The 26,231-nt window shown below is 52.5% G+C and carries 26 protein-coding genes and 1 tRNA gene; 21 read left to right on the forward strand and 6 right to left on the reverse strand.

The window, feature by feature from the left end:
• Window positions 1–16: 16 nt before the first annotated feature.
• The 3 genes from DY231_RS06425 to DY231_RS06435 all read right to left on the reverse strand — a co-directional run bounded on the left by DY231_RS06425 (window position 17) and on the right by DY231_RS06435 (window position 2,220).
• Window positions 17–448, reverse strand: a complete 432-nt coding sequence (locus DY231_RS06425; protein ID WP_256682645.1) for a hypothetical protein — start codon at window positions 446–448, stop codon at window positions 17–19.
• Between the two features lie 528 nt (window positions 449–976).
• A tRNA-Arg gene (locus DY231_RS06430) sits at window positions 977–1,051 on the reverse strand.
• Window positions 1,052–1,254: 203 nt separating this feature from the next.
• Window positions 1,255–2,220 (reverse strand): formate/nitrite transporter family protein, encoded by a 966-nt coding sequence (locus DY231_RS06435; RefSeq protein WP_115627694.1) that lies wholly within the window; start codon window positions 2,218–2,220, stop codon window positions 1,255–1,257.
• 206 nt (window positions 2,221–2,426) lie between these two features.
• On the opposite strand from DY231_RS06435, the gene ccmA reads away from it, so the two are divergent.
• From ccmA to mlaA, 9 genes are all read left to right on the forward strand, one after another.
• Window positions 2,427–3,035: a cytochrome c biogenesis heme-transporting ATPase CcmA gene (gene ccmA, locus DY231_RS06440; protein ID WP_115627695.1), complete on the forward strand. Its 609-nt coding sequence runs from the start codon at window positions 2,427–2,429 to the stop codon at window positions 3,033–3,035.
• Window positions 3,032–3,691 (forward strand): heme exporter protein CcmB, encoded by a 660-nt coding sequence (gene ccmB / locus DY231_RS06445; RefSeq protein WP_034497357.1) that lies wholly within the window; start codon window positions 3,032–3,034, stop codon window positions 3,689–3,691. Before ccmA ends, ccmB begins: the two co-directional genes overlap by 4 nt.
• 81 nt (window positions 3,692–3,772) lie before the next feature.
• Window positions 3,773–4,510 (forward strand): heme ABC transporter permease, encoded by a 738-nt coding sequence (locus DY231_RS06450; RefSeq protein WP_115627696.1) that lies wholly within the window; start codon window positions 3,773–3,775, stop codon window positions 4,508–4,510.
• The gene (gene ccmD, locus DY231_RS06455; RefSeq protein WP_034497353.1) at window positions 4,507–4,719 is read left to right on the forward strand and encodes a heme exporter protein CcmD; all 213 of its coding nucleotides are present in this window, start codon (window positions 4,507–4,509) and stop codon (window positions 4,717–4,719) included. The genes DY231_RS06450 and ccmD overlap by 4 nt, the downstream gene beginning before the upstream one ends.
• Window positions 4,716–5,195 (forward strand): cytochrome c maturation protein CcmE, encoded by a 480-nt coding sequence (gene ccmE, locus DY231_RS06460; protein ID WP_115627697.1) that lies wholly within the window; start codon window positions 4,716–4,718, stop codon window positions 5,193–5,195. Before ccmD ends, ccmE begins: the two co-directional genes overlap by 4 nt.
• Window positions 5,192–7,144, forward strand: coding sequence for a heme lyase CcmF/NrfE family subunit (locus tag DY231_RS06465; protein WP_115627698.1), 1,953 nt, complete (start codon window positions 5,192–5,194; stop codon window positions 7,142–7,144). The genes ccmE and DY231_RS06465 overlap by 4 nt, the downstream gene beginning before the upstream one ends.
• Entirely contained in the window at window positions 7,141–7,698 is a 558-nt protein-coding gene (gene dsbE, locus DY231_RS06470) for a thiol:disulfide interchange protein DsbE (RefSeq protein ID WP_115627699.1), read from the forward strand. The genes DY231_RS06465 and dsbE overlap by 4 nt, the downstream gene beginning before the upstream one ends.
• On the forward strand, window positions 7,695–8,774 hold the full coding sequence (locus tag DY231_RS06475) for a cytochrome c-type biogenesis protein CcmH (RefSeq protein WP_115627700.1): 1,080 nt from the start codon (window positions 7,695–7,697) through the stop codon (window positions 8,772–8,774). The genes dsbE and DY231_RS06475 overlap by 4 nt, the downstream gene beginning before the upstream one ends.
• Before the next feature lie 16 nt (window positions 8,775–8,790).
• Window positions 8,791–9,549, forward strand: a complete 759-nt coding sequence (gene mlaA / locus DY231_RS06480) for a phospholipid-binding lipoprotein MlaA (protein ID WP_115627701.1) — start codon at window positions 8,791–8,793, stop codon at window positions 9,547–9,549.
• A gap of 67 nt (window positions 9,550–9,616) precedes the next feature.
• Here the strand turns inward: mlaA and fadL are convergent, their stop codons facing one another.
• Window positions 9,617–10,939, reverse strand: a complete 1,323-nt coding sequence (gene fadL / locus DY231_RS06485) for a long-chain fatty acid transporter FadL (protein ID WP_172588660.1) — start codon at window positions 10,937–10,939, stop codon at window positions 9,617–9,619.
• A 375-nt stretch (window positions 10,940–11,314) separates the two neighbouring features.
• Here fadL and DY231_RS06495 point away from each other — a divergent pair, with 375 nt between their 5' ends.
• The 4 genes from DY231_RS06495 (at window position 11,315) to sixA (ending at window position 16,027) form a co-directional block, all read left to right on the forward strand.
• The gene (locus tag DY231_RS06495; RefSeq protein WP_034497340.1) at window positions 11,315–11,599 is read left to right on the forward strand and encodes a YfcZ/YiiS family protein; all 285 of its coding nucleotides are present in this window, start codon (window positions 11,315–11,317) and stop codon (window positions 11,597–11,599) included.
• Window positions 11,600–11,882: 283 nt separating this feature from the next.
• Entirely contained in the window at window positions 11,883–13,193 is a 1,311-nt protein-coding gene (gene fadI / locus DY231_RS06500; RefSeq protein ID WP_115627704.1) for an acetyl-CoA C-acyltransferase FadI, read from the forward strand.
• Window positions 13,193–15,316 (forward strand): fatty acid oxidation complex subunit alpha FadJ, encoded by a 2,124-nt coding sequence (gene fadJ / locus DY231_RS06505; protein ID WP_115627705.1) that lies wholly within the window; start codon window positions 13,193–13,195, stop codon window positions 15,314–15,316. The genes fadI and fadJ overlap by 1 nt, the downstream gene beginning before the upstream one ends.
• 222 nt (window positions 15,317–15,538) lie before the next feature.
• On the forward strand, window positions 15,539–16,027 hold the full coding sequence (gene sixA / locus DY231_RS06510) for a phosphohistidine phosphatase SixA (protein WP_034497333.1): 489 nt from the start codon (window positions 15,539–15,541) through the stop codon (window positions 16,025–16,027).
• Between the two features lie 117 nt (window positions 16,028–16,144).
• Here sixA and smrB read toward each other — a convergent pair whose 3' ends face one another.
• Window positions 16,145–16,696: an endonuclease SmrB gene (smrB, locus tag DY231_RS06515; RefSeq protein ID WP_115631779.1), complete on the reverse strand. Its 552-nt coding sequence runs from the start codon at window positions 16,694–16,696 to the stop codon at window positions 16,145–16,147.
• A 171-nt stretch (window positions 16,697–16,867) separates the two neighbouring features.
• On the opposite strand from smrB, the gene prmB reads away from it, so the two are divergent.
• The 6 genes from prmB (at window position 16,868) to DY231_RS06545 (ending at window position 21,470) form a co-directional block, all read left to right on the forward strand.
• Entirely contained in the window at window positions 16,868–17,800 is a 933-nt protein-coding gene (gene prmB / locus DY231_RS06520; protein WP_115627706.1) for a 50S ribosomal protein L3 N(5)-glutamine methyltransferase, read from the forward strand.
• Window positions 17,801–17,871: 71 nt separating this feature from the next.
• Window positions 17,872–18,957: a chorismate synthase gene (gene aroC, locus DY231_RS06525; protein ID WP_115627707.1), complete on the forward strand. Its 1,086-nt coding sequence runs from the start codon at window positions 17,872–17,874 to the stop codon at window positions 18,955–18,957.
• A gap of 4 nt (window positions 18,958–18,961) precedes the next feature.
• On the forward strand, window positions 18,962–19,786 hold the full coding sequence (gene mepA, locus DY231_RS06530) for a penicillin-insensitive murein endopeptidase (RefSeq protein WP_115627708.1): 825 nt from the start codon (window positions 18,962–18,964) through the stop codon (window positions 19,784–19,786).
• Between the two features lie 11 nt (window positions 19,787–19,797).
• Window positions 19,798–20,595 carry a sulfite exporter TauE/SafE family protein gene (locus DY231_RS06535; protein ID WP_115627709.1) on the forward strand — a complete coding sequence of 266 codons (798 nt, stop codon included), beginning with the start codon at window positions 19,798–19,800 and terminating at the stop codon, window positions 20,593–20,595.
• A 22-nt stretch (window positions 20,596–20,617) separates the two neighbouring features.
• On the forward strand, window positions 20,618–21,166 hold the full coding sequence (locus DY231_RS06540) for an elongation factor P hydroxylase (protein ID WP_115631780.1): 549 nt from the start codon (window positions 20,618–20,620) through the stop codon (window positions 21,164–21,166).
• A gap of 28 nt (window positions 21,167–21,194) precedes the next feature.
• Window positions 21,195–21,470, forward strand: coding sequence for a YfcL family protein (locus DY231_RS06545; RefSeq protein ID WP_034497311.1), 276 nt, complete (start codon window positions 21,195–21,197; stop codon window positions 21,468–21,470).
• Window positions 21,471–21,568: 98 nt separating this feature from the next.
• Here DY231_RS06545 and mnmC read toward each other — a convergent pair whose 3' ends face one another.
• Window positions 21,569–23,569, reverse strand: coding sequence for a bifunctional tRNA (5-methylaminomethyl-2-thiouridine)(34)-methyltransferase MnmC2/FAD-dependent 5-carboxymethylaminomethyl-2-thiouridine(34) oxidoreductase MnmC1 (gene mnmC, locus DY231_RS06550; protein WP_172588661.1), 2,001 nt, complete (start codon window positions 23,567–23,569; stop codon window positions 21,569–21,571).
• A gap of 157 nt (window positions 23,570–23,726) precedes the next feature.
• On the opposite strand from mnmC, the gene fabB reads away from it, so the two are divergent.
• Both fabB and DY231_RS06560 read left to right on the forward strand, forming a co-directional pair.
• Window positions 23,727–24,944 carry a beta-ketoacyl-ACP synthase I gene (fabB, locus tag DY231_RS06555; RefSeq protein ID WP_115627711.1) on the forward strand — a complete coding sequence of 406 codons (1,218 nt, stop codon included), beginning with the start codon at window positions 23,727–23,729 and terminating at the stop codon, window positions 24,942–24,944.
• Between the two features lie 78 nt (window positions 24,945–25,022).
• On the forward strand, window positions 25,023–26,201 hold the full coding sequence (locus DY231_RS06560; protein ID WP_115627712.1) for an MFS transporter: 1,179 nt from the start codon (window positions 25,023–25,025) through the stop codon (window positions 26,199–26,201).
• Window positions 26,202–26,231: the final 30 nt, after the last annotated feature.

The following is a 26,231-nucleotide window of genomic DNA, read 5'->3' on the forward strand; positions in this document are numbered from 1 at the left end:
TGTCAGACAACCCTACTTAATCGCGCAGAAAGCGCGGCGCCTGTAGGTCTTCAACCAGTTCATTAATCAAATCAAACAGCATGCCGGTTAAGGCGCGGTTAACTTCAGGCGTATGGGCGCGACTTAATAATGTTTGAGTCAATGCATGGCAATACTGGCGCTGTATTTCTGAGTCGTTATTCACCTGTATTTTGACTTCTTTTCCGACGGTGAGGGATTCGACCAGGTAGCCGGGCAGTGGCTGGACAAAAGTCGTTTTCAGCACCTCCAGACAATGTGCGATTCGCCCGCAAAGTGCCTGTTGCTCAGTTTCTGAATGGCATTCGATGAGCTCGTCGGCAAGTGACTCGCACACGTCGAGAAGCTGGAATAGATCCATGCTGGCGGAAATTTGGGAATACAGGGCGCCGCCGCATTGCGCCTCAGAAATTGTTTGAACTGACATCATGTTGGTGATCTCCGTAGTGTGATTTCTATCATCACCGCCAGAGTTTCCACGCTCCTGGGGCGGTGACGCTAATGAGGGTGGAAATACCGGACACAACGGAAACCGGCCAACCATAAGGTTGCCTCACCAGCGACACCATTGATAAGGATAAAGGTGTGATGGTGCTGCCACAACAGAAAAGTCTATTGTCGCCGTTGTTAAATCCGGGTTTCCACCCCCGACACCAGATTTTGCTGGTGCACAGAGAGAATACGCCCGAAGGTTTTCAGGTGACAAGTAAAATGGTGGTGGTTACAGCGTTACATTTTTGAGGTGCGAAGCGACTCGCAAAACACAGATAAAGGCAGGATTTGTAGGGTGGAAAAGCGGCAGCAGCACCCAGCATTTACCCCTTATTGTCGGAAGACGCTACGCTTTTCCGACCTACAAAAAGCGGATGTGAGAAGGCGTTGAGGCACGAAAATGTGGCTATGGAGGCTGATTTATTGGGGTTTTATAGATTTGAGTAAACGGAAGGTTGTATTTAAATGGTGTCCCCTGCAGGAATCGAACCTGCAACTAGCCCTTAGGAGGGGCTTGTTATATCCATTTAACTAAGAGGACCTAATGCCCGTCATACTTCAAATTGTGGGGGTGTTGGCTGCATTCACAAATTCCAGTCACTTACTCAAGTAAGCTCCTGGAGATTTGTTCTTTTGCCGCCTACCCACAATTCGAATTATTTAGGGCATTGCGCGGCACAGTATACCCGCTTTTGGCCTGCCGTTAAGGGGTAAACAGGCTGATTGCCTGAATCGTAACCAGTTTTAGGTGCGTCGAGTCTGCTTTTTGCCGTTTTCGTCTTCATCGCCACCTGCAACTTCCCGCTGGCGTTTTGCTTTCGCTTTCGCCTCGGCTTTCTTCTTGTTGCTCATATCGTTACGGATTTGCGCGTGGCTAATCAGTGCGAAGATAAAAGTGCCGCCGCAAATATTCCCGGCAAGGGTTGGCAGGGCGAAAGGCCAGAAGAATTCGCTCCAGTGGATGGTGCCGTTAAAGACCAGGTACAGAATTTCCACCGAGCCAACCACGATATGGGTTAAATCCCCGAGCGCGACCAGCCAGGTCATGATGATAATCACCACGATTTTAGCTGCACCCGCTGACGGGAACATCCACACCATGGTGGCGATTATCCAGCCGGAAATAATCGCGTTGGCGAACATCTCGCCCGGCGTGTTATGCATCACGTCCATACCGATAGAAACGAAAGCGTCCCGGGTTTCCTCGTCAAATATTGGCATATATTCAAACGCATAAGCCGCAAGCCCGGTGCCGATAATATTGCCGAGTAAAACCATACCCCACAGCCGCATTAATAACAGGAAGTTGCTGCCGGTCGGTTTATGCATCACGGGCAATACGGCGGTCACGGTATTTTCAGTAAACAGTTGCTGGCGCGCCATTATCACAATGATAAAGCCGAAGGTGTAGCCGAGGTTTTCGAGTAAGAAACTGCCCGGCACGCCTTCCAGATTGACGTGAAATATCCCCTTTGCCAGCAGCGATGCGCCCATAGATAACCCGGCGGCGACGGCTGACCAAAACAGCGCCATCGCATCGCGTTCCAGCTCTTTTTCACCGTCCTGGCGAATGTGTTCGTGGATAGCCATGGCCCGCGATGGCAGCTGCTCCTCATCGACTTCTATCTTTTCCCCGTGATCTTTTTCGTCACTTTCGACCTCAATTTCATCGGTGGATTGATCAATTTTCTCTTCTTTAACTTCACCCATTTTTAAGGCCGCTCACCAATTAGCAATACTTCTAAGCGTAGCGGTTTTTGGCTCGCATCCCTGAGATACAGACTAATTCGACTTAATTTTGATCTCGTGTCCGATGATTACCTCTTTTGGAGTACCGCAGCGGCGCGAGCCCAACTGGAGCAAAGCCTATGATGTGTTATGATTTTGCATCCCGAGACAAGGAGTGGCTCCTCAAAATGCTTGATGCGATTAACCTGACCTGTGTACGCGACGACCGCACGTTATTTAGCGAGCTGTCGTTCAGCGTTTTGCCGGGTGAAATGGTGCAAATCGCTGGCAAAAATGGCGCAGGGAAAACGTCGCTGCTACGAATTTTGGCAGGACTTGCGCAAGCAGAAGAGGGCGAAGTTAAATGGCAGGGCGAAGCGTTATCCCGCATTCGTTATCAATATCATCAGGATCTGCTGTGGCTTGGGCATCAGCCCGGAGTTAAAACGGTTCTTACCGCATTCGAAAATCTGAGTTTTTATCACGCGCAAAGTGCGGAATCCCTACGTTGGCAAGCGCTTACTGAAGTGGGTTTGCTGGGCTTTGAAGATGTGCCGGTCAATCAACTGTCCGCCGGGCAGCAACGTCGTGTGGCGCTCGCGCGTTTGTGGTTAAGCTCGCAAAAAATCTGGATTCTGGATGAGCCATTTACCGCCATCGATGTGACGGGCGTTGCAAAACTCACACGAAAGCTTGAACACCATGCCGAAAATGGCGGAATGGTGATTCTCACCACTCATCAGCCGCTGGCAGCCAACAATGTTCGTCAAATTCATTTGCAGGAGAAACTGGCATGATGCGCCGAATTTTCCTGCATGAGCTGCGCGTGGTGTTCCGCAAAGGGGCAGAAATCGCCAATCCTTTATGGTTTTTTCTTATCGTTATCACGCTGTTTCCACTGGGAATTGGCCCGGAGCCGCAGTTACTGGCGCGTATTGCACCGGGTGTGATTTGGGTGGCGGCGCTATTAGCGTCGTTACTGGCGATGGACAGACTGTTTCGCGATGACTTTCAGGATGGCTCCCTTGAGCAACTGATGCTGTTGCCCATTCCTTTGCCAATGGTGGTGTTAGCGAAAGTGACCGCTCACTGGGTGGTGACAGGTTTACCCCTGCTCATTCTTTCGCCACTCGCCGCATTGCTGTTAGGCATGGATTTTTACGGCTGGCAGGTGATGGCACTGACGTTGCTTATTGGCACGCCGACATTGAGTTTTCTGGGTGCTCCGGGCGTGGGGCTAACGGTGGGTTTACGGCGTAGCGGCGTGCTGCTGAGTTTACTGGTCTTGCCGTTGACGATCCCGCTGCTGATTTTTGCCACCGCTGCGATGGACGCCGCATCAATGCATCTTCCGGTGGATGGTTATATGGCGATTCTTGGTGCGCTGCTTGCGGGCAGCGCGACGCTAAGCCCGTTCGCTACGGCGGCGGCGCTGCGAGTGAGTATTCAATAATTAAAAAATGTCGGATGGCGCGTTGCTTATCCGACCTAAAAATTCAAATCCGATTTGGTTGATATTTTGTGAGCAACGATTATGTGGAAATGGTTACATCAGCTCGCTAAACCCGAGCGACTTTACTTGCTATGCGGGCGTTTGGTTCCGTGGTTTGCCATCATCAGCGCGATACTTCTGGTGGTCGGTTGCGTCTGGGGCTTTGGTTTTGCTCCTGCCGATTATCAACAAGGTCAGAGCTACCGCATCATGTATCTTCATGTTCCGGCGGCTATCTGGTCGATGGGCATTTACGGCTCGATGGCGGTGGCGGCGTTTATCGGCCTGGTGTGGCAGATGAAAATGTCTGACCTCGCCGTGGCGGCGATGGCACCTGTGGGGGCGGTGTTCACCTTTATTGCGCTGGTGACGGGTTCCGCATGGGGTAAACCGATGTGGGGAACCTGGTGGGTGTGGGATGCGCGCCTGACTTCTGAGCTGGTGCTGCTGTTTTTGTATATCGGCGTGATTGCGCTCTATAACGCCTTCGACGACCGCCGTCTGGCCGGGCGTGCGGCGGGTATTCTGGTGCTGGTCGGCGTGGTGAACTTGCCGATTATCCATTTCTCCGTGGAGTGGTGGAATACGCTGCATCAGGGTTCCACCAATATGCAGCAAAGTATTGACCCCGCTATGCGCACGCCGTTGCGCTTCACCATTTTTGGTTTCCTGATGCTGTTCATCACGCTGACATTAATGCGTTTACGCAATCTCATTTTGCTTCAGGAACAACGCCGCCCGTGGGTAATGGAACTGGCGAATAAAGGGAGAAACGCATGACGAGCGCATTTTTAAACTGGGCAGATTTTTTCGCCATGGGGGGTTATGCGTTTTACGTCTGGCTCGCCGTCGCGTTGACCGTCATCCCATTATTCTTGTTGGTGGTGCATAGCCGCATGCAGCGCCGCATGATTTTAAATTCTGTCTCGCGCCAACATGCACGGGAAAAACGGATTCAGGCGGCACGACAAGCAGAGGGAACTGAATGAATACTCGTCGCAAACATCGACTTTACCTGGCGCTTTCGGTGCTGGTGGGGTTGGGGCTGACTATCACGCTGGTGCTGTATGCGTTACGCAGCAATATCGACCTTTTCTATACGCCGAGCGAAATTCTGTATGGCAAAGGTGAAAGCCATCAATTGCCCGAAGTGGGGCAACGTTTACGCGTTGGCGGCATGGTCCAGCCAGGCAGCGTGAAACGCGACAACCAGACGTTAAAAGTGACGTTCAAACTTTACGATGCCAGCGGTGTGGTGGATGTCAGCTACGTCGGGATTTTGCCGGACCTGTTCCGCGAAGGGCAGGGCGTGGTCGCTCAGGGTGTGTTCGAAACTGGGAACCGTATTGAAGCGAAAGAAGTGCTGGCGAAACATGATGAAAATTACACGCCGCCGGAAGTGAAAGAAGCGATGGATAAAAATCACCAACGTGCGCCACAGGCTTACAAGGATAACGCCTCATGATGCCAGAAATCGGCAGTTTCTTGCTTTGTCTGGCGCTGGGCTGGTCATTGTTACTGAGTGTTTACCCACTGTGGGGCGTAGCGCGCAATGATTCGCGTTTAATGGCCTCATCGCGGCCATTAGCCTGGGCGTTATTCATCACGCTGTGCGCAAGTTTCCTGGTGCTGGTGAATGCGTTTGTCGTGAACGATTTTACGGTACTGTACGTCGCGAATAACTCCAATAGCGAGTTGCCAGTATGGTATCGCGTCGCCGCAACCTGGGGCGCGCACGAAGGCTCGTTGCTGCTGTGGGTGTTGCTGCTCAGTGCCTGGACGTTTGCCGTGGCGTTATTTAGCCGCAGCATGCCGCAAGATGCGGTGGCACGCGTGCTGGCGGTGATGGGGATGATTAATTTCGGCTTCCTGCTGTTTATCATTTTTACCTCGAATCCCTTCACCCGCACGTTGCCTGACTTCCCGATTGAAGGACGCGACCTTAACCCGCTGTTGCAGGATATCGGGCTGATTTTCCACCCGCCGTTGTTGTATATGGGTTACGTCGGTTTCTCCGTGGCGTTCGCGTTTTCTATTGCCGCATTAATGGCCGGGAAACTCGATTCTGCCTGGGCGCGCTGGACGCGTCCGTGGACGTTAGCCGCCTGGTCATTTTTAACCATCGGCATTGTTTTAGGTTCGGCCTGGGCTTATTACGAGCTGGGCTGGGGCGGCTGGTGGTTCTGGGACCCGGTAGAAAACGCCTCGTTTATGCCGTGGCTTGCGGGCACGGCGTTAATTCACTCGCTTTCGGTGACGGAAAAGCGCGGCAGCTTTAAAGCCTGGACGGTGTTGCTGGCGATTACGGCATTCTCGCTTTGCCTGCTGGGCACTTTCCTGGTGCGCTCCGGCGTGCTGGTTTCGGTGCATTCGTTTGCCTCAGACCCTGCACGCGGCATGTTTATCCTCGCCTTCCTGGTGATTGTGATTGGCGGTTCGCTGCTGTTGTATGCGGTGAAAGGCAGCAAAGTGCGATCGCGCGTTGGGAATAGTTTGTGGTCGCGGGAATCATTTTTGCTCGGCAACAATGTGTTATTGATTGCCGCGATGCTGGTGGTGTTACTCGGGACGTTACTGCCGCTGGTGCACAAACAGCTTGGGCTGGGCAGTATTTCCATCGGCGAACCGTTCTTCAACACCATGTTTACGGCACTCATGGCGCCGTTCGCGCTGTTGCTGGGCATTGGCCCGCTGGTGCGCTGGCGTCGCGACGAACCGCAAAAATTAGTGAAAAGACTGGCGATTGCCGTGACCATTACCGTTGTGCTTTCGTTGGTGCTGCCGTGGCTGATGCAAGACCGCGTCGAAGCCATGACGGTGGTCGGTTTATTGATGGCGATTTGGGTGTTTGTGCTGGCTTTGATGGAAGTTTTTGATCGGGCGACAAATCGCCACGGCTTGCTGAAAGGCTTATGGAAATTACCGCGCAGCCACTGGGGCATGGTGTTTGGGCATTTGGGGCTGGCGGTGACTGTCGTCGGTATAGCGTTTAGTCAGAACTACAGCATCGAACGCGATGTGCGCATGAAAGCAGGCGATAGCATCGACATTCACCAGTATCACTTTGTGTTCCGCGATGTGCATGAGCTGACTGGCCCGAACTACCGCGGCGGCGTGGGAATTATCGACGTGACGCGCAATGGCAAGCATGAAGCCACCCTGCATGCGGAAAAGCGCTTCTATAACAGTAACCGCGCCATGATGACCGAGGCGGCGATCGATGGCGGCGTCACGCGTGATCTGTATGCCGCACTCGGCGAAGAGTTAGACGATGGAAGCTGGGCAGTTCGCCTGTATTACAAACCGTTCGTACGTTGGATCTGGATGGGCGGAATTTTGATGACCCTTGGCGGGTTGTTCTGCTTGTTTGACCCGCGTTACCGCCAGCGTAAAAACGTGCCGGAGGCTGCATGAATCGCAAAGTATTATTTATCCCGCTCGCTCTGTTTTTACTATTGGCGGCGATGCTGCTTTGGCAACTGGCGCGAAACGCGCAGGGCGATGATCCCACTAACCTGGAATCGGCATTAGTCGGGAAGCCCGTACCGGTGTTTCGTCTTGAGTCGCTCGAAAATCCAGGCAAGATTTACGACCAGGCGGTGCTCACTGACGGCAAACCTTTGCTCCTCAACGTGTGGGCGACCTGGTGCCCGACCTGCCGCGCTGAACATCAGTTTCTTAATGGGCTGAAAGCGCAGGGAATTCGTGTCGTGGGGATGAATTATAAAGACGAACGCAGCAAAGCGATCACCTGGCTCAATGAACTTGGCAACCCTTACGCGCTGAGTCTGTTTGACGGCAACGGCATGTTAGGGCTGGATTTAGGCGTTTATGGCGCGCCGGAAACGTTCCTTATCGACGGCAAAGGGATCATTCGTTATCGCCACGCGGGCGATCTCAACGATCGCGTCTGGCAGCAGGAGCTGAAACCGCTGTGGGACAAATATAATAAGGAGGCCGGGGCATGAAACGCGGATGGCTACTGATCGTCGCATTCCTGTTCTCGTTTAATGTCCTGGCGGCAATAGACACTTTCCAGTTTAAAGATGAAGCGCAGGAACAGCAGTTCCGCCAGCTCACCGAGCAATTACGCTGCCCGAAATGCCAGAACAATAGCATTGCGGATTCTAACGCGATGATCGCCTCTGATATGCGTCTGAAAGTCTATGAGTTGATGCAGCAGGGGAAAACGAAGCAGCAAATTATCGACTATATGGTGCAGCGTTACGGTAATTTTGTGACTTATGAACCGCCGTTGACGCCTGCCACCATTATTCTGTGGGTTCTGCCGGTGTTGTTTATTCTCGGCGGCGCGGGCGTGATTGTGGTGCGTAGCCGCAAAAGACGTGTGTATTTTAGTGATGAGTCGGAAACCGAAGCACAGCAAACCGCCACCCGAAAAGCCCATTTCTGGTTTTTTGCCCCAGGAGCGGTGGTTTTGATTGCCGTAAGTGTAGGCGTTTATCTGAAAACGTCGGACTGGAAGAAGGTGCAGACTTGGCAAAGAGTCACCGAACAAACGCCACAACTCTTGCAGCGCGCCTTAGATCCGCAGGCAAAACCGCTAGATATGCCGGAAATGGCCGATCTCGGACTTGGATTACGCACGCGTTTGCAGCAGGAACCTGACAATATTGAGGGCTGGATGATGCTCGGGCGAATTGGTATGGTGCTCAATAATGCAAGTACCGCTACACAAGCCTTTGCACATGCGTTTAAACTGTCGCCCTCTAACAGTAATGTAAAGCTGGGCTATGCTGAAGTATTGACCCGCAGCGGCGACCCACAGGATAACCAACTGGGTGGGGATCTTTTGCGTGAATTGCTTAAGGCGGATCATACAAATGTTCGCGTATTAAGCTTGCTCGCTTTTAATGCTTTTGAACAACAGAATTACCGCGAAGCGATTGGTGCATGGCAAATCATGTTGCAAGTCTTACCCGTAAACGATCAGCGTCGGGCTGTGGTGCAAAGAAGCATCGAGCAGGCAAAAGCGGCGTTGGCAGGTAACGACGGCACTAAAGCGGGGAGCGGAGAGCAATAATAACAGGGAGAGAGATATGAATTTCCGCCTGACCGGGTTGGCACTGGCCGCTACCGTTTTAGTCGGCTGTGCGAGTTCGGCCGATACACAGCCGCAAGGGCGCTCGGACCCATTAGAAGGGTTCAACCGGACAATGTACGATTTCAACTTCAATGTGTTGGATCCGTATATCGTGCGCCCGGTTGCTGTCGTGTGGCGTGATTATGTGCCGCAACCTGCGCGTAATGGGATAAGTAACTTCACGAGTAACCTCGAAGAACCTGCGTCAATGGTCAACAATTTCCTGCAAGGCGATCCGTATCAGGGGATGGTGCATTTCACCCGTTTCTTCCTGAACACTTTGCTGGGCATGGGCGGTTTCATCGACGTTGCCGGTATGGCTAATCCGAAATTACAACGCGTTGAACCCAACCGCTTCGGTACCACACTTGGGCATTACGGCGTTGGCTACGGCCCATATGTGCAGTTACCTGCATACGGTAGCTTTACGATTCGTGAAGACGGCGGCGAGTGGGTAGATGATTTATATGCTCCTCTGTCCTGGCTCACCTGGTGGATGTCGATTGGTAAGTGGACGCTTGAAGGTATCGAAACGCGTGCGCAATTGCTGGATTCTGAAGGGTTACTCAAACAATCTTCAGACCCATATATTCTGGTTCGTGAAGCTTACTTCCAGCGCCATGATTTCCTGGCAAACGGTGGGAAACTTTCACCGCAGGAGAATCCGAATGCGGCGTCCATTGAAGATGACCTGAAAGATATCGACTCGCAGTAAGTTCGGTATATTTAAGACATAAAAAAAGGCGAAACCTGGGTTTCGCCTTTTTTGTTGCTGTTAACGATTAGAATGCGTAGTTAAAGTTCATGCCGTAAAGCCACGCTTTACCTTCAGACTTGAAGGTGTAAGGGCCTTCGGTGAATTCAACATGCTGACCGTGCATGTAGGACACACCGAGATCGACGGAAGCATCATCGTTAAAGGCGTAAGTGGTACCCGCACTCAGCCAGAAGCGGTCCTGATCCGGGATGGAGATTGAACGGTTTTCAGCTGGAACCGGGCTATCGTCAAATGCGATACCGGTACGGAAGGTCCAGTTTTTATCCATAAAGTAGGTGGTACCTAAAGCAATACGGTACGCATCTTTAAAGCTTTCATCTTTATAGAACAGTGTCTGGCCATTGTTGCCAGTCGCTTTCAGCTCCTGGAACTGACTCCAACTGGTGTAAGTCACGCTATAGTGAATCGCCCATTGTGGCGCGACTTTGTTATAACCCGACAGTTCCCACATTTCAGGCAGGTTCAGCGTCAGAGAACCCGGTACGGTTTGGCCGTTGGTGCCTGCTGGTAAGCCAAAGTTTGACAAAATTGGGTTATAAGCGGAAGGCAGGCTGCTCTTGTAATCGCCGTCGAAGTCGATTTTGATTTCTGAACGGTAGGTAAAGCCGTAACGGTTGTCTTTATCGATTTCATAAAGAATACCGGCGTTCCAGCCATAGCCCCATTCGTCACCTTTCAGGTGCGCGATTTGGGTATCGGAAGGAATACGGGAAACCGGGCCTGCCAGAGAAGGAGGCAGTGCGCCAGAACCGGCTACGATTTGGCCTAAATCGCCCGCATAGCGCTCGATTTTCGCTTTCGCATAAACAGCGTCAAAGCCCAGACCGAAGCTCCAGTTGTTGTTTAAACGGTATGCGCCGCTGAGGTTCAGGTTCATGGTCGTCAGGTCGGTTTTACCGCCCATAGAACCTGCGGTGTAGTTATTATTGAACTCGGTCGCCAGACCATAGTTAGAGGTGACAGAAGCACCCCAACCAAATTGTTCATTAATAGGTGCAACAAAGTGCAGGTTTGGAACCCATGCTACCGGGGCAATGTTATCTGCATCGGTGCTGCGACCTGAAGGAGAAGTACCAGAGATATTAACGTCTGGATCAACGAATACTGCACCACCAGAGAACATCGGGCGGTCAAACATCATAATCGTTGCAGGGTTACGGCTTGCGGAGCCCGCATTATCTGCGACCGCACCTTCCCCTGAATAAGCTCGGCCTAGGCCTGAGGAAGAGAACTCGTTTAATTGAAAGCCGGCTGAGTACGCCTGCGATGAGACAATTGCCACTGCAACCGCTAGGGCTGACTTTGTAAACAGGTTTTTCTGGCTCATGACCAAAACCTCATAATGGATTTATTTTTATACAAACAATGTTACATACCGTAACAGGAGCGCGAATAGTAGGGGCTGATCTGTTACAGAGAAATCAGACCAGTGGCGAGAGTATAGGTCTGACCAGATGGTATGTTGCAAGTTTGTATCTAAGATTTTTCAAATTTGATCGCCGAAACGAGATCTGCCTGGCAAAATCGGGTTCGGCGTCACTATGCAAACCAGGTGAATCTTGTTTTAGATCATTTTTAAGTGTGATTTGGGTCACTTAGGGATTTTGACAAGATTAACGACTGGAGTCGCTTCAACTGGGGGCGTAAAATAGGCAGCAATTGTTTAATCCTATTCAATGCGAAATACAGAGGAAATCATAAAATGAGTAAAAACACCGCTGATGAAACCCCGGTTTGCTGCTGTATTGATGTCGGTTCCATCATCGATAACACCGACTGCACAGCCACTTATAGCCGCGTATTTGCCACTAAAGCGGAAGCGGACGAAACCCTGGCAGCACTGAGTGAAAAGGCTCGTGCAGCAGAATCAGAACCTTGCCAGATTGTTCCGCGTTACACCGAAGAAGCTGATGGCATCCGTTTGGATATCGACTTTACTTTCAGCTGCCAGGCTGAAACGATGATCTTCCAGCTCGGCCTGCGTTAAATGTAAAAATGTCGGATGGCGCAAGCTTATCCGACCTACAAGTGCCAACCGTAGGGTGGATAAGCGAAAGCGTCATCCACCTTCTTTCACTTTAATATCCTTCCTTAAAGCGTGTTCCCCCTCCCAATTCTTTAGTCCCCCGGTTGGCTGATTGTAACTTTTTGGTTAAAACTGTGATCAGGTCTGACCACTATTGGTCATTTACAATTTTATTCCTCAGAAATATGAAGTTACAGCTATGCCGCTGGAGATTCATAGACATAGGGGAAAACAGGGGAGCGTTATGAGTCAGGCACTTCCATTGGTGACCCGCCAGGGTGACCGCATTGCCATAGTCAGTGGTTTACGCACACCGTTTGCTCGCCAGGCGACGGCATTTCACGGTATTCCCGCAGTTGACCTTGGCACCATGGTGGTCAGTGAACTGCTCGCACGCAGCGAAATTCCCCCGGAAGTTATCGAACAGCTCGTTTTCGGCCAGGTGGTGCAGATGCCGGAAGCGCCAAACATCGCCCGCGAAATCGTTCTTGGTGCGGGTTTGAGCGTGCATACCGACGCATACAGTGTGAGTCGCGCCTGTGCGACCAGTTTCCAGGCGGTGGCGAACGTAGCCGAAAGTTTAATGGCCGGGACTATTCGCGCGGGTATCGCGGGTGGTGCGGATTCGTCGTCTGTTTTACCGATAGGCGTCAGCAAAAAACTGGGGCGCGTACTGGTCGATGCCAATAAAGCCCGTACCCTGGGGCAAAAATTGAAACTCTTTTCCCGCTTACGCCCGCGCGACCTGTTACCTGTCCCGCCAGCCGTCGCCGAGTATTCGACCGGTTTGCGAATGGGCGATACCGCTGAACAAATGGCGAAAACCCATGGCATTACCCGTGAACAGCAAGATGCGTTAGCGCATCGCTCACACATCAAAGCCGCGATTGCGTGGAAAGAGGGGAAATTGTCGGAAGAGGTCATGACGGCATTTATCCCGCCTTATCGCCAACCGTTCAGCGAAGATAATAACGTGCGTCAGAATTCATCGGTTGCTGATTACGCGAAGCTGCGTCCGGCGTTCGATCGCAAGCACGGAACCGTCACTGCCGCTAACAGCACGCCGTTAACGGATGGTGCCGCTGCGGTGATTATGATGACGGAATCCCGTGCCAAAGAACTCGGTTTGAAACCGTTGGGCTACTTACGCAGTTACGCGTTTACGGCGGTAGATGTCTGGCAAGACATGCTGCTAGGCCCGGCCTGGGCAACGCCGCTGGCGCTCGAAAGGGCAGGCATTACTCTCAATGATCTGACGTTGTTTGATATGCATGAAGCCTTTGCCGCACAAACGCTGGCTAACCTGAAAATGCTCGCCAGCGAACGTTTTGCTCGTGACGTATTAGGCCGCGCTCATGCGACCGGTGAAGTCGATGATGCCAAATTTAACGTGCTGGGCGGTTCGATTGCCTATGGGCACCCGTTCGCGGCAACGGGGGCGCGTATGATCACGCAAACATTGCACGAATTACGTCGCCGTGGCGGTGGTTTTGGGTTAGTGACCGCCTGTGCTGCGGGTGGACTAGGTGCCGCTATGGTTCTGGAGGCCGAATAATGGAACAGATTTCCGCTTTCAACTTACACATCCGCCTCGACAATATCGCGGTCGTGACCATCGATGTGCCGGACGAAAAGATGAACACGCTGAAAGCCTCTTTCGGCCCTGAAGTCCATAACATCATCAAACAGGTACGCGACAATACGGCACTGCAAGGGTTGATATTTATTTCAGGTAAACCTGACAACTTTATTGCTGGCGCTGATATCAACATGATTGCCAACTGCCAGAGCGCGCTGGAAGCCCAAACGCTGGCGCATCAGGGGCAACAGATCATGGCAGAAATTGCGGCGCTACCAATTCCGGTTGTGGCGGCTATTCATGGCGCGTGTCTCGGCGGTGGGCTGGAGCTGGCCCTGGCCTGTCATTCACGCATTTGTACCGATGATGAAAAAACCAAACTTGGCTTGCCGGAAGTGCAACTTGGCTTATTGCCTGGTTCCGGCGGCACCCAGCGTTTACCGCGTTTGATTGGCGTCAGTAATGCGCTGGATATGATTTTGACGGGTAAACAGTTACGCCCGCGCCAGGCGCTGAAACTGGGCCTGGTCGATGAAGTGGTTCCGCAATCTATTTTACTGGCCGCCGCGGTTAAACGTGTCGCAAAGGGCCGCCAACCCTCTCGGACATTACCGGTGCGGGAACGCATTCTGGCAGGCCCGCTTGGTCGTTCATTGCTGTTTAGCATGGTGGAGAAAAAAACCGAGCAAAAAACGCGCGGTAATTATCCCGCCACGAAACGCATTATCGACGTGATAAAAATCGGCCTCGGGCAGGGGAGTTTTAGCGGCTACGAATCAGAAGCGAAAGCGTTTGGCGAATTAGCGATGACGCCACAATCGGCGGCGTTACGTGGGCTATTCTTTGCCAGCACCGAGCTTAAAAAAGAGCACGGCGCGGATGCACAGCCGCGTCCAATCAAGGCGGTAGGCGTGCTGGGCGGCGGCTTGATGGGCGGAGGAATTGCGTTTGTCACCGCGACAAAAGGCAAGCTGCCGGTGCGTATTAAAGATATCAATAATGAAGGCATTAACCACGCGCTGAAATACAGCTGGGATTTGCTGGATAAAAAAGTGCGTCGCCGCCATCTGAAAGCCATTGAACGCCAGCGCGAAATGGCGCGTATTTCCGGTGGCACCGATTATCACGGTTTCCATAACCGTGACATTGTCGTGGAAGCCGTTTTTGAAGATCTCGCGCTCAAGCAGAAAATGGTCGCTGAGATTGAACAAAATGCTGCACCGCATACTATTTTTGCTTCAAACACCTCTTCATTGCCGATTGCCGATATCGCGGCTAACGCCGTGCGCCCTGAGTTGGTGATCGGTCTGCATTACTTCAGCCCGGTGGATAAAATGCCACTGGTAGAAGTCATTCCTCACGCGGGAACCAGCGCGGAAACGATTTCCACAACGGTTCAGCTGGCGAAGAAACAAGGCAAAACGCCTATTGTGGTAGGTGACAGTGCCGGGTTTTACGTCAACCGCATTCTGGCACCTTACGTTAATGAAGCGATGCGATGCCTGGTGGAAGGGGAGCCGGTCGACAAAATCGATAATGCGCTGGTGGCGTTTGGTTTCCCTGTCGGCCCAATCCAACTTTTGGATGAGGTGGGAATTGATGTAGGGACTAAAATTAGCCCTATACTTCAGCAGGCTTACGGGGATCGTTTCGCTGCACCGCAAAATATTGCAGCAATATTGAATGACGATCGCAAAGGTAGAAAAAATGGGCGCGGTTTCTATCTTTATCCAGGTAAAGGGAGTAGAAGCAAAAAGCAGGTCGACCCTGCAATTTATAAGCTGCTAGGTGTTTCACCAACAGGACAACTGGCAGAAAAAGAAATTGCACAACGCTGCGTGATGATGATGCTCAATGAGGCGGCGCGTTGCCTTGATGAAGGTGTTATTCGCAGTGCCCGCGATGGCGACATCGGTGCAGTGTTCGGTATTGGTTTCCCACCGTTCCTCGGTGGCCCGTTCCGCTATATGGATTCTTTGGGGGCGGGTGAAGTTGTCGCGCAATTGCAGCGCCTGGCGAGTCAATACGGGGAGCGTTTCGCCCCTTGTGACAGACTTTTACAAATGGTGGAAGAGCAACGAAATTTCTGGGCAAAGTGAACCCCGGAGATGAAACTGTAGTCAAAGAAACATCAACATATGGCTCGGTGAATGGATGCTGGCCGGTCACTTATTAAACAGTGATTGACTATACTTGCACCATTGAGGTAAAAAACAGCGTTTCATTCGATGTACGGATAAGGCACAATGCCCGGCTGCTGAATTACCCCTCTTAAGTTTCAGGGGAATTCAAGCATTCCTGGTTAACAAAAGCGGTGCAATATGCAAGTTTTTATCATGCGTCACGGCGACGCAGCACTCGATGCTGCCAGCGACTCGGTACGTCCACTCACACAATGTGGTTGTGATGAATCCCGGGTAATGGCGACCTGGTTGAAAGGTCAGGTGTTAGATATCGAACGTGTTCTGGTGAGCCCTTACCTGCGAGCCGAACAAACCCTGGATGTAGTGCGGGAAACTCTGACCCTTCCAGGTAAAGAAGACATTCTGCCGGAATTGACGCCGTGCGGCGATGTGGGCCTGGTGAGCTGCTACCTGCAAGCCCTGGCAAATGAAGGGGTTGAGTCGGCGCTGGTGATTTCTCACCTGCCGTTAGTCGGTTATCTGGTGTCTGAGCTTTGCCCGGAAGAGACACCGCCGATGTTCAGCACTTCGGCTATTGCTAATGTCACACTGGATGCCGAAACGGGCAAAGGTGTGTTCAACTGGCAAATGAGTCCATGCAATTTGAAAGTAGCTAAAGCTATTTAATTGCCGTAAGCATGAAAAAAGAGCCGCGAAATGCGGCTCTTCTTATTTGTCCGTTGATACTCCCTACAACATCAACATCGTAGGCCGGATAAGTGCAACGTCATCCGGCAAATAATGCTACGGCAGCTCCGGTGGCATCCACTCTTCGATTTCAATCAAAACCAGTAATGCAGCGTCTCCACCATATTCTTTTGGTGCTTGATGAAACGCCATCACGTGCGGATGTTGCGCCAGCCACAATGGCGTTTGCTGCTTCAAAACGTGTTTGCCATGCCCGTGCATCACACAGGCACAAAACACATGCTCGCGACGACAGGCCGCAATCAGTGCGCCTAATTCCTGCTTCGCTTGCATCTGAGTCAGGCCATGCAAATCGAGGAACAATTCCGGCGAATAATCCCCGCGACGAATTTTTTTCAACTCAAAATGGCTGACGTCTTCGCGCACATAACGTGTCGGGCCTTCAGTCGCCAGGCGTGGCTGGAATTCGTCTGAAAAGTAATGACTCGCATCGGCTTGTTCCTGCAACAGCCGTTTCACTGGAACTTCCTGGACTTTCTTACGCATCGGGCGATGAACAATGGTGTCCTGAGTTAATTTTTTTGTGCCGCTCATCAGATCACGGAAAAGGTTCTGATCGTCAGCGCTGAGCGGATTTTTCTTCTTCATCTGTTTCTCGTCTCGCATCTGCATTAGCGCCAGTTTACCTGGTTTGTCGCCCATCGCTAAATAAAACGCAATTTTCACCGCAGTGACAGTGATTGAAATGCTGATTTGTCGCGGCCTTCATGGCAAACTAATCGATTATTGAATTAGCGCGAACGGCCTGCGGAGGGCAACGTGGATAAAATTTTCGTCGATGAGGCAGTGAATGAACTGCATACCATTCAGGATATGCTGCGCTGGGCAGTCAGTCGCTTTAGCGCCGCCAACATCTGGTATGGCCACGGCACGGATAACCCGTGGGACGAAGCCGTTCAGTTAGTGCTGCCAAGTCTCTATCTGCCGCTGGATATTCCAGAAGATATGCGCACTGCGCGTCTGACGCCAAGCGAGCGCCATCGTATCGTTGAACGTGTGATTCGCCGCGTCAATGAGCGCATCCCGGTCGCCTATCTGACCAACAAAGCCTGGTTCTGCGGTCACGAGTTTTATGTCGATGAACGCGTGCTGGTTCCACGCTCCCCAATTGGCGAGCTTATCACCAACCGTTTTGCGGGCCTGTTTGATAACGAACCGCAGCACATTCTGGATATGTGCACCGGCAGCGGCTGTATCGCTATTGCCTGTGCTTACGAATTCCACAATGCAGAAGTTGATGCGGTGGATATTTCTCTTGATGCGCTGGCGGTTGCCGAGCAAAACATCGCCGAGCACGGCCTGGAAAGCCAGGTAACGCCAATGCGTTCCGACCTGTTCCGCGACCTGCCAAAAGTGCAGTACGACATTATCGTAACTAACCCACCTTACGTGGACGCGGAAGATATGTCTGACCTGCCAGGCGAGTTCCGCTTCGAGCCGGAATTAGGTTTAGCAGCGGGTACAGATGGCCTGAAACTGGCGCGTCGCATTCTGGCGTGTGCGCCGGATTACCTCGCCGATGGCGGCGTCCTGATTTGTGAAGTTGGAAACAGCATGGTACATCTGATGGACCAGTATCCGGACGTGCCGTTCACCTGGCTTGAGTTTGATAACGGCGGAGACGGCGTGTTCATGCTGACCAAATCGCAGCTTATTGATGCCCGCGAACATTTCAGCATTTACAAAGATTAATCTGTGCAGGCGGGCCTTTTGGCCCGTCTTCATTTGCTCACAACACAACGAAAAACGATAACGGAAAGAAGATGGCTGGAAACTCTATTGGACAAGTCTTTCGCGTAACGACTTTTGGTGAATCTCACGGTGTGGCGTTGGGTTGCATCGTTGATGGTGTGCCGCCGGGCATTCCGCTTACCGAAGCAGATTTACAACACGATCTCGACCGTCGCCGCCCAGGGACTTCTCGCTATACCACGCAACGCCGTGAACCCGATCAGGTGAAAATTCTGTCCGGTGTATTTGAAGGCGTGACGACCGGCACCAGTATCGGTTTGTTGATTGAAAACACTGACCAGCGCTCGCAAGACTACAGCGCGATCAAAGACGTGTTCCGTCCGGGCCACGCAGATTACACCTACGAACAAAAATATGGCCTGCGCGATTACCGTGGCGGTGGCCGTTCTTCGGCTCGCGAAACCGCGATGCGTGTGGCGGCGGGAGCGATTGCTAAAAAATATCTGGCGCACAAATACGGCATCACAATTCGTGGCTGTCTGACGCAAATGGGCGACGTGCCGCTGGAAATCAAAGACTGGGATCAAGTCGAGCAGAACCCGTTCTTCTGCCCGGATCCCGATAAAATCGAAACGCTCGATGAGCTAATGCGTGCGCTGAAAAAAGAGGGCGACTCCATCGGCGCGAAAGTGACGGTTGTGGCTGACAACGTGCCACCAGGCCTGGGCGAACCCGTATTTGACCGCTTAGATGCCGATATCGCGCATGCGCTGATGAGCATCAACGCGGTGAAAGGCGTGGAAATTGGCGAGGGCTTTGGCGTGGTTAACCTGCGCGGAAGCCAGAACCGTGACGAAATCACCAAACAAGGTTTCCAGAGCAATCACGCTGGCGGCATTCTCGGTGGTATCAGTAGCGGTCAGCAAATTGTCGCGAACATGGCGCTGAAGCCAACTTCCAGCATTATGGTTCCGGGTCGCACCATCAATCGCGAAGGCGAAGAAGTTGAGATGGTCACGCGTGGCCGCCATGATCCTTGCGTGGGTATTCGTGCGGTTCCGATTGCCGAAGCCATGGTAGCGATTGTATTGATGGATCATATGCTGCGTCAGCGTGCCCAAAACGGTGACGTGACTTTCCCTTTGCCGCGCTGGTAATGCGATGAAAAAGACACTCGTGGGGCTGCTGGCATTGCTTGCCAGTACCGCTACTTTTGCCGCGACGCCGTGGCAGAAAATTAGTCATCCGATTGCGGGAAGCCCGCAGTCTATTGGTGCATTCTCTAACGGCTGCATTGTGGGTGCCCACGAGTTGCCGCTCAACGATCCTCGCTATCAGGTGATGCGCCAGGACCAACGTCGCTATTTCGGCCATCCCGATTTAGTGACGTTTATCCAGCGCTTGAGCAATCAATCGACGCAACTTGGCCTCGGTACGCTGCTGATTGGTGATATGGGAATGGCAGCGGGCGGTCGTTTTAGTTCAGGCCATGCCAGCCACCAAAGCGGGCTGGACGTCGATATCTTCTTGCAGCTTCCCAAAGCTCGCTGGACTTCCGCTCAGCTTCTTAAACCGCAGGCGCTGGATTTAGTCGCCAGCGATAATCAGCATGTGGTGCCGCGTTTGTGGCAGCCGGAAATCAGCAGCCTGATTAAGCTTGCGGCGAAAGATAACGACGTCACGCGGATCTTCGTCAATCCGGCAATCAAGCAGCAACTGTGTCTGGATGCCGGAGCCGACCGTGACTGGCTGCGCAAAGTGCGCCCGTGGTTTGCTCACCGCGCCCATATGCACGTGCGTCTGCGTTGTCCGGCTGACAGCCTCGAGTGCGAAGACCAACCATTACCACCACCGGGTGACGGTTGTGGTGCCGAGCTGCAAAGCTGGTTTGCGCCGCCAGCACCGGGCGAGCGGCCACCGAAAAAGAAAACACCGCCCCCTTTACCCGCCTCTTGTCAGGCTTTGCTGGATGAGCACGTTCTCTAACGGATAAGTTCATGGAATGGTTTATGGTTTCCCCCCTGATGCTGGTGGCGCTGTTTTTTGTCGCCATGCTTGCAGGGTTTATTGACTCACTGGCAGGTGGGGGTGGTTTGATAACCGTCCCCGTGCTGTTAGCCACGGGAATGTCCCCCGCACATGCTTTGGCGACCAACAAACTCCAGGCCTGCGGGGGTTCAGTTTCTTCCTCGCTCTATTTTATTCGCCGCAAAGTTGTCGATCTTAAAGAGCAGAAACTGAATATTCTGATGACGTTTCTCGGCTCCACATCGGGTGCGCTGCTGGTGCAGTATGTGAAATCTGACGTGCTGCGCCAAATCCTGCCGCTACTGGTCATTTGCATCGGCTTGTATTTTTTACTGATGCCAAAACTGGGTGAAGAAGACAGGCAACGCCGTTTGTACGGCCTGCCGTTTGCGCTGATTGCAGGGGGCTGCGTTGGTTTCTACGACGGTTTCTTCGGCCCTGGCGCGGGTTCATTTTACGCACTGGCCTTTGTGACCTTGTGCGGCTTTAACCTCGCTAAATCTACCGCTCACGCCAAAGTATTAAACGCGACGTCAAACCTGGGCGGCCTGCTGCTGTTTATCATCGGCGGGAAGGTGATTTGGGGAACCGGCTTTGTGATGATGGCCGGGCAGTTTTTAGGGGCGCGGATGGGATCGCGTCTTGTGTTGAGTAAAGGGCAAAAACTGATCCGACCGATGATTGTGATTGTGTCGGCGGTGATGAGCGCCAAACTCTTATTTGATAGCCACGGAACGGAAATTCTCCAATGGTTGGGGATAAATTAAGATGACCACAGCAAATATGACAATAACGACAGAACACCATTATCAGGAACTTATCGACATTTTCGATAACTGCTTTAAAGATGAATTTAATACACGTCTGATTAAAGGCGACGACGAACCGATCTATCTTCCTGCTGATGAGGAAATTCCTTATCACCGCGTGGTGTTTGCCCACGGTTATTATGCCAGCGGCATGCACGAGATTTCTCACTGGCTTATCGCGGGTAAAGCTCGCCGCGAGCTGGTGGATTTTGGTTACTGGTATTGCCCGGACGGGCGTGATGCCGAAACTCAAAGTAAATTTGAGGATGTGGAAGTCAAACCCCAGGCGCAGGAATGGTTACTGTGCGTGGCGGCAAACTTCCCGTTCAATGTGAGTTGCGACAACCTGAGTGGGGATGTTGACCCGGACAGAATCGCATTTCAGCGTCGGGTCCATGCGCAGGTGATGATTTACCTGCAAGAAGGCATCCCGGTCCGCACGGCAAAATTGATTGAAGCACTGCGGGAGTATTACAAAACCCCGCCGCTGGCCGCAGAACAGTTCCCGTGGCCGGAAGATTTAAACTAAAAAACCTGCATATTGAAGAGGAAGTACGATGATCGCTGAATTTGAAACACGCATTCTGGCGCTAATTGATGAAATGGTTGAGACGGCCAGTGATGATGAACTGTTTGCCAGCGGTTATCTGCGTGGCCACCTGACCCTCGCTGTGGCCGATGTGGAGCACGGTGAAGATCACAGCCCGGAAGCGCTGCACGGTGCGGTATCCGGCAGCCTGGAGAAAGCGATTCAGGCAGGTGAGCTTTCACCACGCGACCAGTCATTGGTGCTGGAAATGTGGGACAACCTGTACCAGAAAGCGCAATTTTAAGTTACCCCTCACCCTAACCCTCTCCACAGGGAGAGGGGACTGTTCGGTGTTCTCCCTCTCATGGGGGAGAGGGCCGGGGTGAGGGCGTTAAACCCTCATTATTTTACTTCTCTTCCTTTCAGCAGCTTCCGCACCCAAAATCGATTCGGATTAAGAGCCGCCAGCGTTTCGCCATCCATGGGAACAGGTTCATCGCATATCTGTGCTGCCAGAATTTCTGCCGCCAGCGGTGCACTGCATAACCCTCTTGAACCCAACGCCGCCAACATAAACAGATTGGAATAGACCGGTGCAGCTTCGGCATTTTCACGATTTTCTGAAAGTGTCGCATAGGCTTCAAGCGTGGCGTCATAACGCGGAACGCTGCCGATAATCGGTATGTGATCGCGTGTTGCACATCGCACTCCGCATCGGGCCTCACCCGCTGAGACATCGACTTCCTTCGGCCATTCCACATCCGGCAGACAATTCAACAAACGTTGACGGTTATGCTGCTGATCTTCATCGTTATAGCGCATTTCTTCCACGCCACGATGATAGCTTGCACCGATACAATGCTGCTGATTGTGTGGATTTTGCGGCGTCAGATAACCGTCGTAACACAGCACCTGGCGTAATTCAGAAAGCGGCGGACTGGTTGGAATATGGCTCACCTGGCCGCCAACAGCAGAGAACGGCAGCTTCGCGGTTTGGGCGAATTTACTGATTTTGAAGCCGTTAGCCAGCACCATAACCGCATGGCGTTTTGCTTCCTGTTCAGCAAACGTTAATTCCCATCCGTCAGGTGTTTGCGTCAGTTCTTCGACATGATGCTGGTAATAGGTTTTAAGCCCCATTTGTTCTGCCAGCGCCAGCACACCTGTGGTCAATTGTGCCGGGCACAACCAGCCTCCGAGCGGATAGGTTGCGCCACCATGCCCGGTTTCCAGGCCACAAAGTTTTGCAGCAGTTTGTGCATCGACGGCATGAACCAGTCGCTCAGGAAATTCGAGGCTCAGCATTTGTTCGATTTTATGCTGACTCTTCTCATCCCAACCCAGTTGCGTCACGCCACACCAGTCGTGATCAAATTCGACGGGCAACGAGTCGTATAAGCGGCGGGCAAAGGTGAACGCCGCGCTGAAAAAGTTTGTTAGCGAAGCGTCGTGCGTATTCAGCAAGGGATACAGCGCGCCCTGACGATTACCGGAAGCGCCAAGTGCCGGGGCGGTATCCTCGCAGTAAAGCGTGACCTGCCAGCCACGGCGTAGCAAGGCGAGTGAGAGCAGGGCGCTGGCCACACCGCCGCCAACAATAGCGACTTCTTGCCCTTGCGCTGCCGGGCGGGCATACCACGGCGTGCGTGCTGGCGTTTCCAGCGCATGTTCCATTACACCCGTCAGCATTTCACGCTTGCGTCCAAAACCTTTCGTTTTGGTCATAGTGAAACCCGCATCAATCAGGCCACGACGAACAAATCCGGCGCAGGTGAATGTCGCCAGCGTGGCGCCTGGTCTCGCCAGTTTTGCCATGGTGTCAAACAGGTTTTGCGTCCACATATCCGGGTTTTTTGACGGCGCAAAACCGTCAAGGAACCAGGCGTCGACCTGATTATTTAATGTGTCATCTAATTGCGGGATCAGTTCGTTAATATCCCCGAACCACAGGTCGAGAGTCACACGCCCATTAGCCAGTAAAATACGGTGGCAACCGGCAATTGGAAGTGGCCACTGTTGCTGAAGTTGCTGTGCAAAATCGGCCAGTTCTGGCCAATGCGCATGAGCGGCGCGTAAATCTTCGGCAGTGAGTGGGAATTTTTCAAAACTAATAAAGTGCAGGCGCTTGAGTGTGGCTTGAGGCTGGTTTTTGCAAAAGTCTTCAAAAGCTTGCCATAAAGTCAGGAAGTTAAGTCCGGTGCCAAAACCGCTTTCACCAACGATAAATAGCGAGCGATCGTGGGTTATGAAGCGTTCCGATAATCGGTTCCCACCAAGAAAGACATAACGAGTTTCCTCCAGTCCATTATCATTAGAGAAGTACACATCGTCGAAATCTCGGGATACAGGTGTACCCTCTTCGTTAAAGCCAAGGTTGGCAGATTGTATAGTGGACGGTTTCACGTAAGTTACTCGTCTGGCAGGCGGTGAAACGATCATAACGATGTGTGCGAAGCGGCGCAAATTTCAGACCGAATTGGCTGATCGGACTTGTTCGGCGTACAACTGTACGCTATTGTGCCATTCGAAATCCTAAATAGTGTAGTGAAAGAGGTATTGAATGAAACGTGCAGTGATTACTGGTCTGGGCATTGTTTCCAGCATCGGTAACAACCAGCAGGAAGTCCTGGCATCTCTGCGTGAAGGTCGCTCGGGGATCACTTTCTCTCAAGAATTCAAAGATTCTGGAATGCGCAGCCACGTGTGGGGTAACGTTAAACTGGACACCACCGGCCTGATTGACCGTAAAGTGGTCCGTTTCATGAACGATGCCTCTGTCTATGCTTACCTTTCAATGCAGCAAGCTATCGAAGATGCTGGTTTGAAAGAAGAAGTTTATCAAGGCAACCCGCGTGTGGGCCTGATTGCAGGTTCCGGTGGGTCGTCTAAATCTCAGGTGTTCGGTGCAGACGCAATGCGTAGCCCGCGCGGCCTGAAAGCGGTGGGTCCTTACGTTGTGACCAAAGCGATGGGTTCTGCGGTTTCCGCATGCCTCGCGACTCCGTTCAAAATTCACGGCGTGAACTACTCAATCAGCTCCGCATGTGCGACTTCTGCACACTGTATCGGCAATGCTGTTGAGCAAATTCAGCTGGGCAAACAGGACATCGTTTTTGCTGGCGGCGGCGAAGAGCTGTGCTGGGAAATGGCCTGTGAGTTCGATGCAATGGGCGCGCTGTCTACCAAATACAATGAAACGCCAGACAAAGCCTCCCGTACCTATGATGCGAGCCGTGACGGTTTCGTTATCGCAGGCGGCGGCGGTATGGTTGTGGTTGAAGAACTGGAGCACGCTCTGGCTCGTGGCGCACACATCTACGCTGAAATCGTTGGCTACGGCGCAACATCTGATGGCGCAGACATGGTTGCTCCATCTGGTGAAGGCGCAGTACGTTGCATGAAGATGGCAATGCACGGTGTTGATACTCCGATTGACTACCTGAACACCCACGGGACTTCCACACCAGTTGGTGATGTGAAAGAACTGGGCGCAATCAAAGAAGTCTTCGGTAATCACTCACCGTCGATGTCTGCGACCAAAGCAATGACGGGTCACTCTTTGGGTGCCGCTGGCGTTCAGGAAGCTATCTACTCTCTGCTGATGCTGGAGCACGGTTTCATCGCGCCAAGCATTAACATCGAAGAGCTGGATGAGCAGGCTGCTGGTCTGAACATCGTGACTGAAACTACCGAGCGTCAACTGAACACTGTTATGTCTAACAGCTTCGGTTTCGGTGGAACTAACGCAACACTGGTTATGCGTAAAATTAACGCTTAATCCCGGTGATGTTAATAAGCGGGGTGCCTTGTGCACTCCGTTTTTTTTGCATAATGGCTGCTACCAAGGAGCCGCAGTATGTCCTCAATAAGTCATTCTCAGCTAAACAACAAATCCGAAAATAAGTCCTTATTTAGCCTGACCTTTGCGGTGTTCCTCACCTATATGACGGTGGGTCTCCCGCTGCCAGTGATTCCACTTTTTGTCCATCACGAGCTTGGCTTCGGCAATACCATGGTTGGGATTGCTGTTGGGATCCAGTTCCTCGCGACAGTTTTGACCCGAGGTTATGCCGGGCGTCTGGCCGATCAGCAGGGTGCGAAACGCTCGACCATGCAAGGGATGTGCGCCTGTGCCTTCGCCGGTGTGGCCTATTTGCTGGCCGCGTTGTTGCCCGTTGATGCGATGGCAAAATTCGGTTTATTGATAGTGGGGCGTTTGATTCTTGGCTTTGGCGAAAGCCAATTACTGACCGGAAATCTGACCTGGGGTTTAGGCCTGGTTGGCCCGGCTCGCTCCGGCAAAGTGATGTCATGGACCGGGATGGCGATTTATGGCGCATTAGCGGCGGGGGCTCCCGTTGGTTTGCTGTTAAACAGTCAGTGGGGATTCGTAGCGCTGGGCGTGTCAACCATCGCATTGCCGTTGGTAGCGTGGGCGTTTAATGGACGCGTTCGCGCAGTGCCTGCGCATAAAGGCGAGCGTCCTTCTCTGTTTGCCGTGATTGGTCTTATCTGGAAACCAGGGATTGGACTTGCGTTACAGGGCGTAGGTTTTGCCGTGATCGGCACCTTTGTTTCACTTTACTTTGCGTCGAACGGTTGGGCGTGGGCGGGTTTTACGCTCACCGCATTTGGTGGCGCGTTTGTGCTGATGCGTGTCCTGTTTGGCTGGATGCCAGACCGTTTTGGTGGTGTGCGAGTCGCGTTAGTGTCACTGGCGATTGAAACCATGGGGCTGGTTTTGCTGTGGCAAGCACCGGGCGCAGGCATTGCGTTAATAGGTGCGGCGTTAACCGGGTGCGGTTGCTCGCTGATCTTCCCGGCGCTGGGTGTTGAAGTGGTTAAACGCGTTCCGGCACAAGTGCGTGGTACGGCACTTGGCGGATATGCGGCGTTTCAGGATATCTCGTACGGTGTCGCCGGGCCACTGACCGGGCTGCTGGCAACGTCGATGGGATATCCATCTGTATTTTTAGCTGGGGCGATTTCGGCGGGAGTGGGAATCGTTGTTACGCTAATCGCTTTTCGCAAGTAACCTTCAATTGCCACCCGTCGCGGGTGGCAA

The organism is Buttiauxella agrestis (assembly GCF_900446255.1).
Lineage (GTDB): Bacteria > Pseudomonadota > Gammaproteobacteria > Enterobacterales > Enterobacteriaceae > Buttiauxella > Buttiauxella agrestis.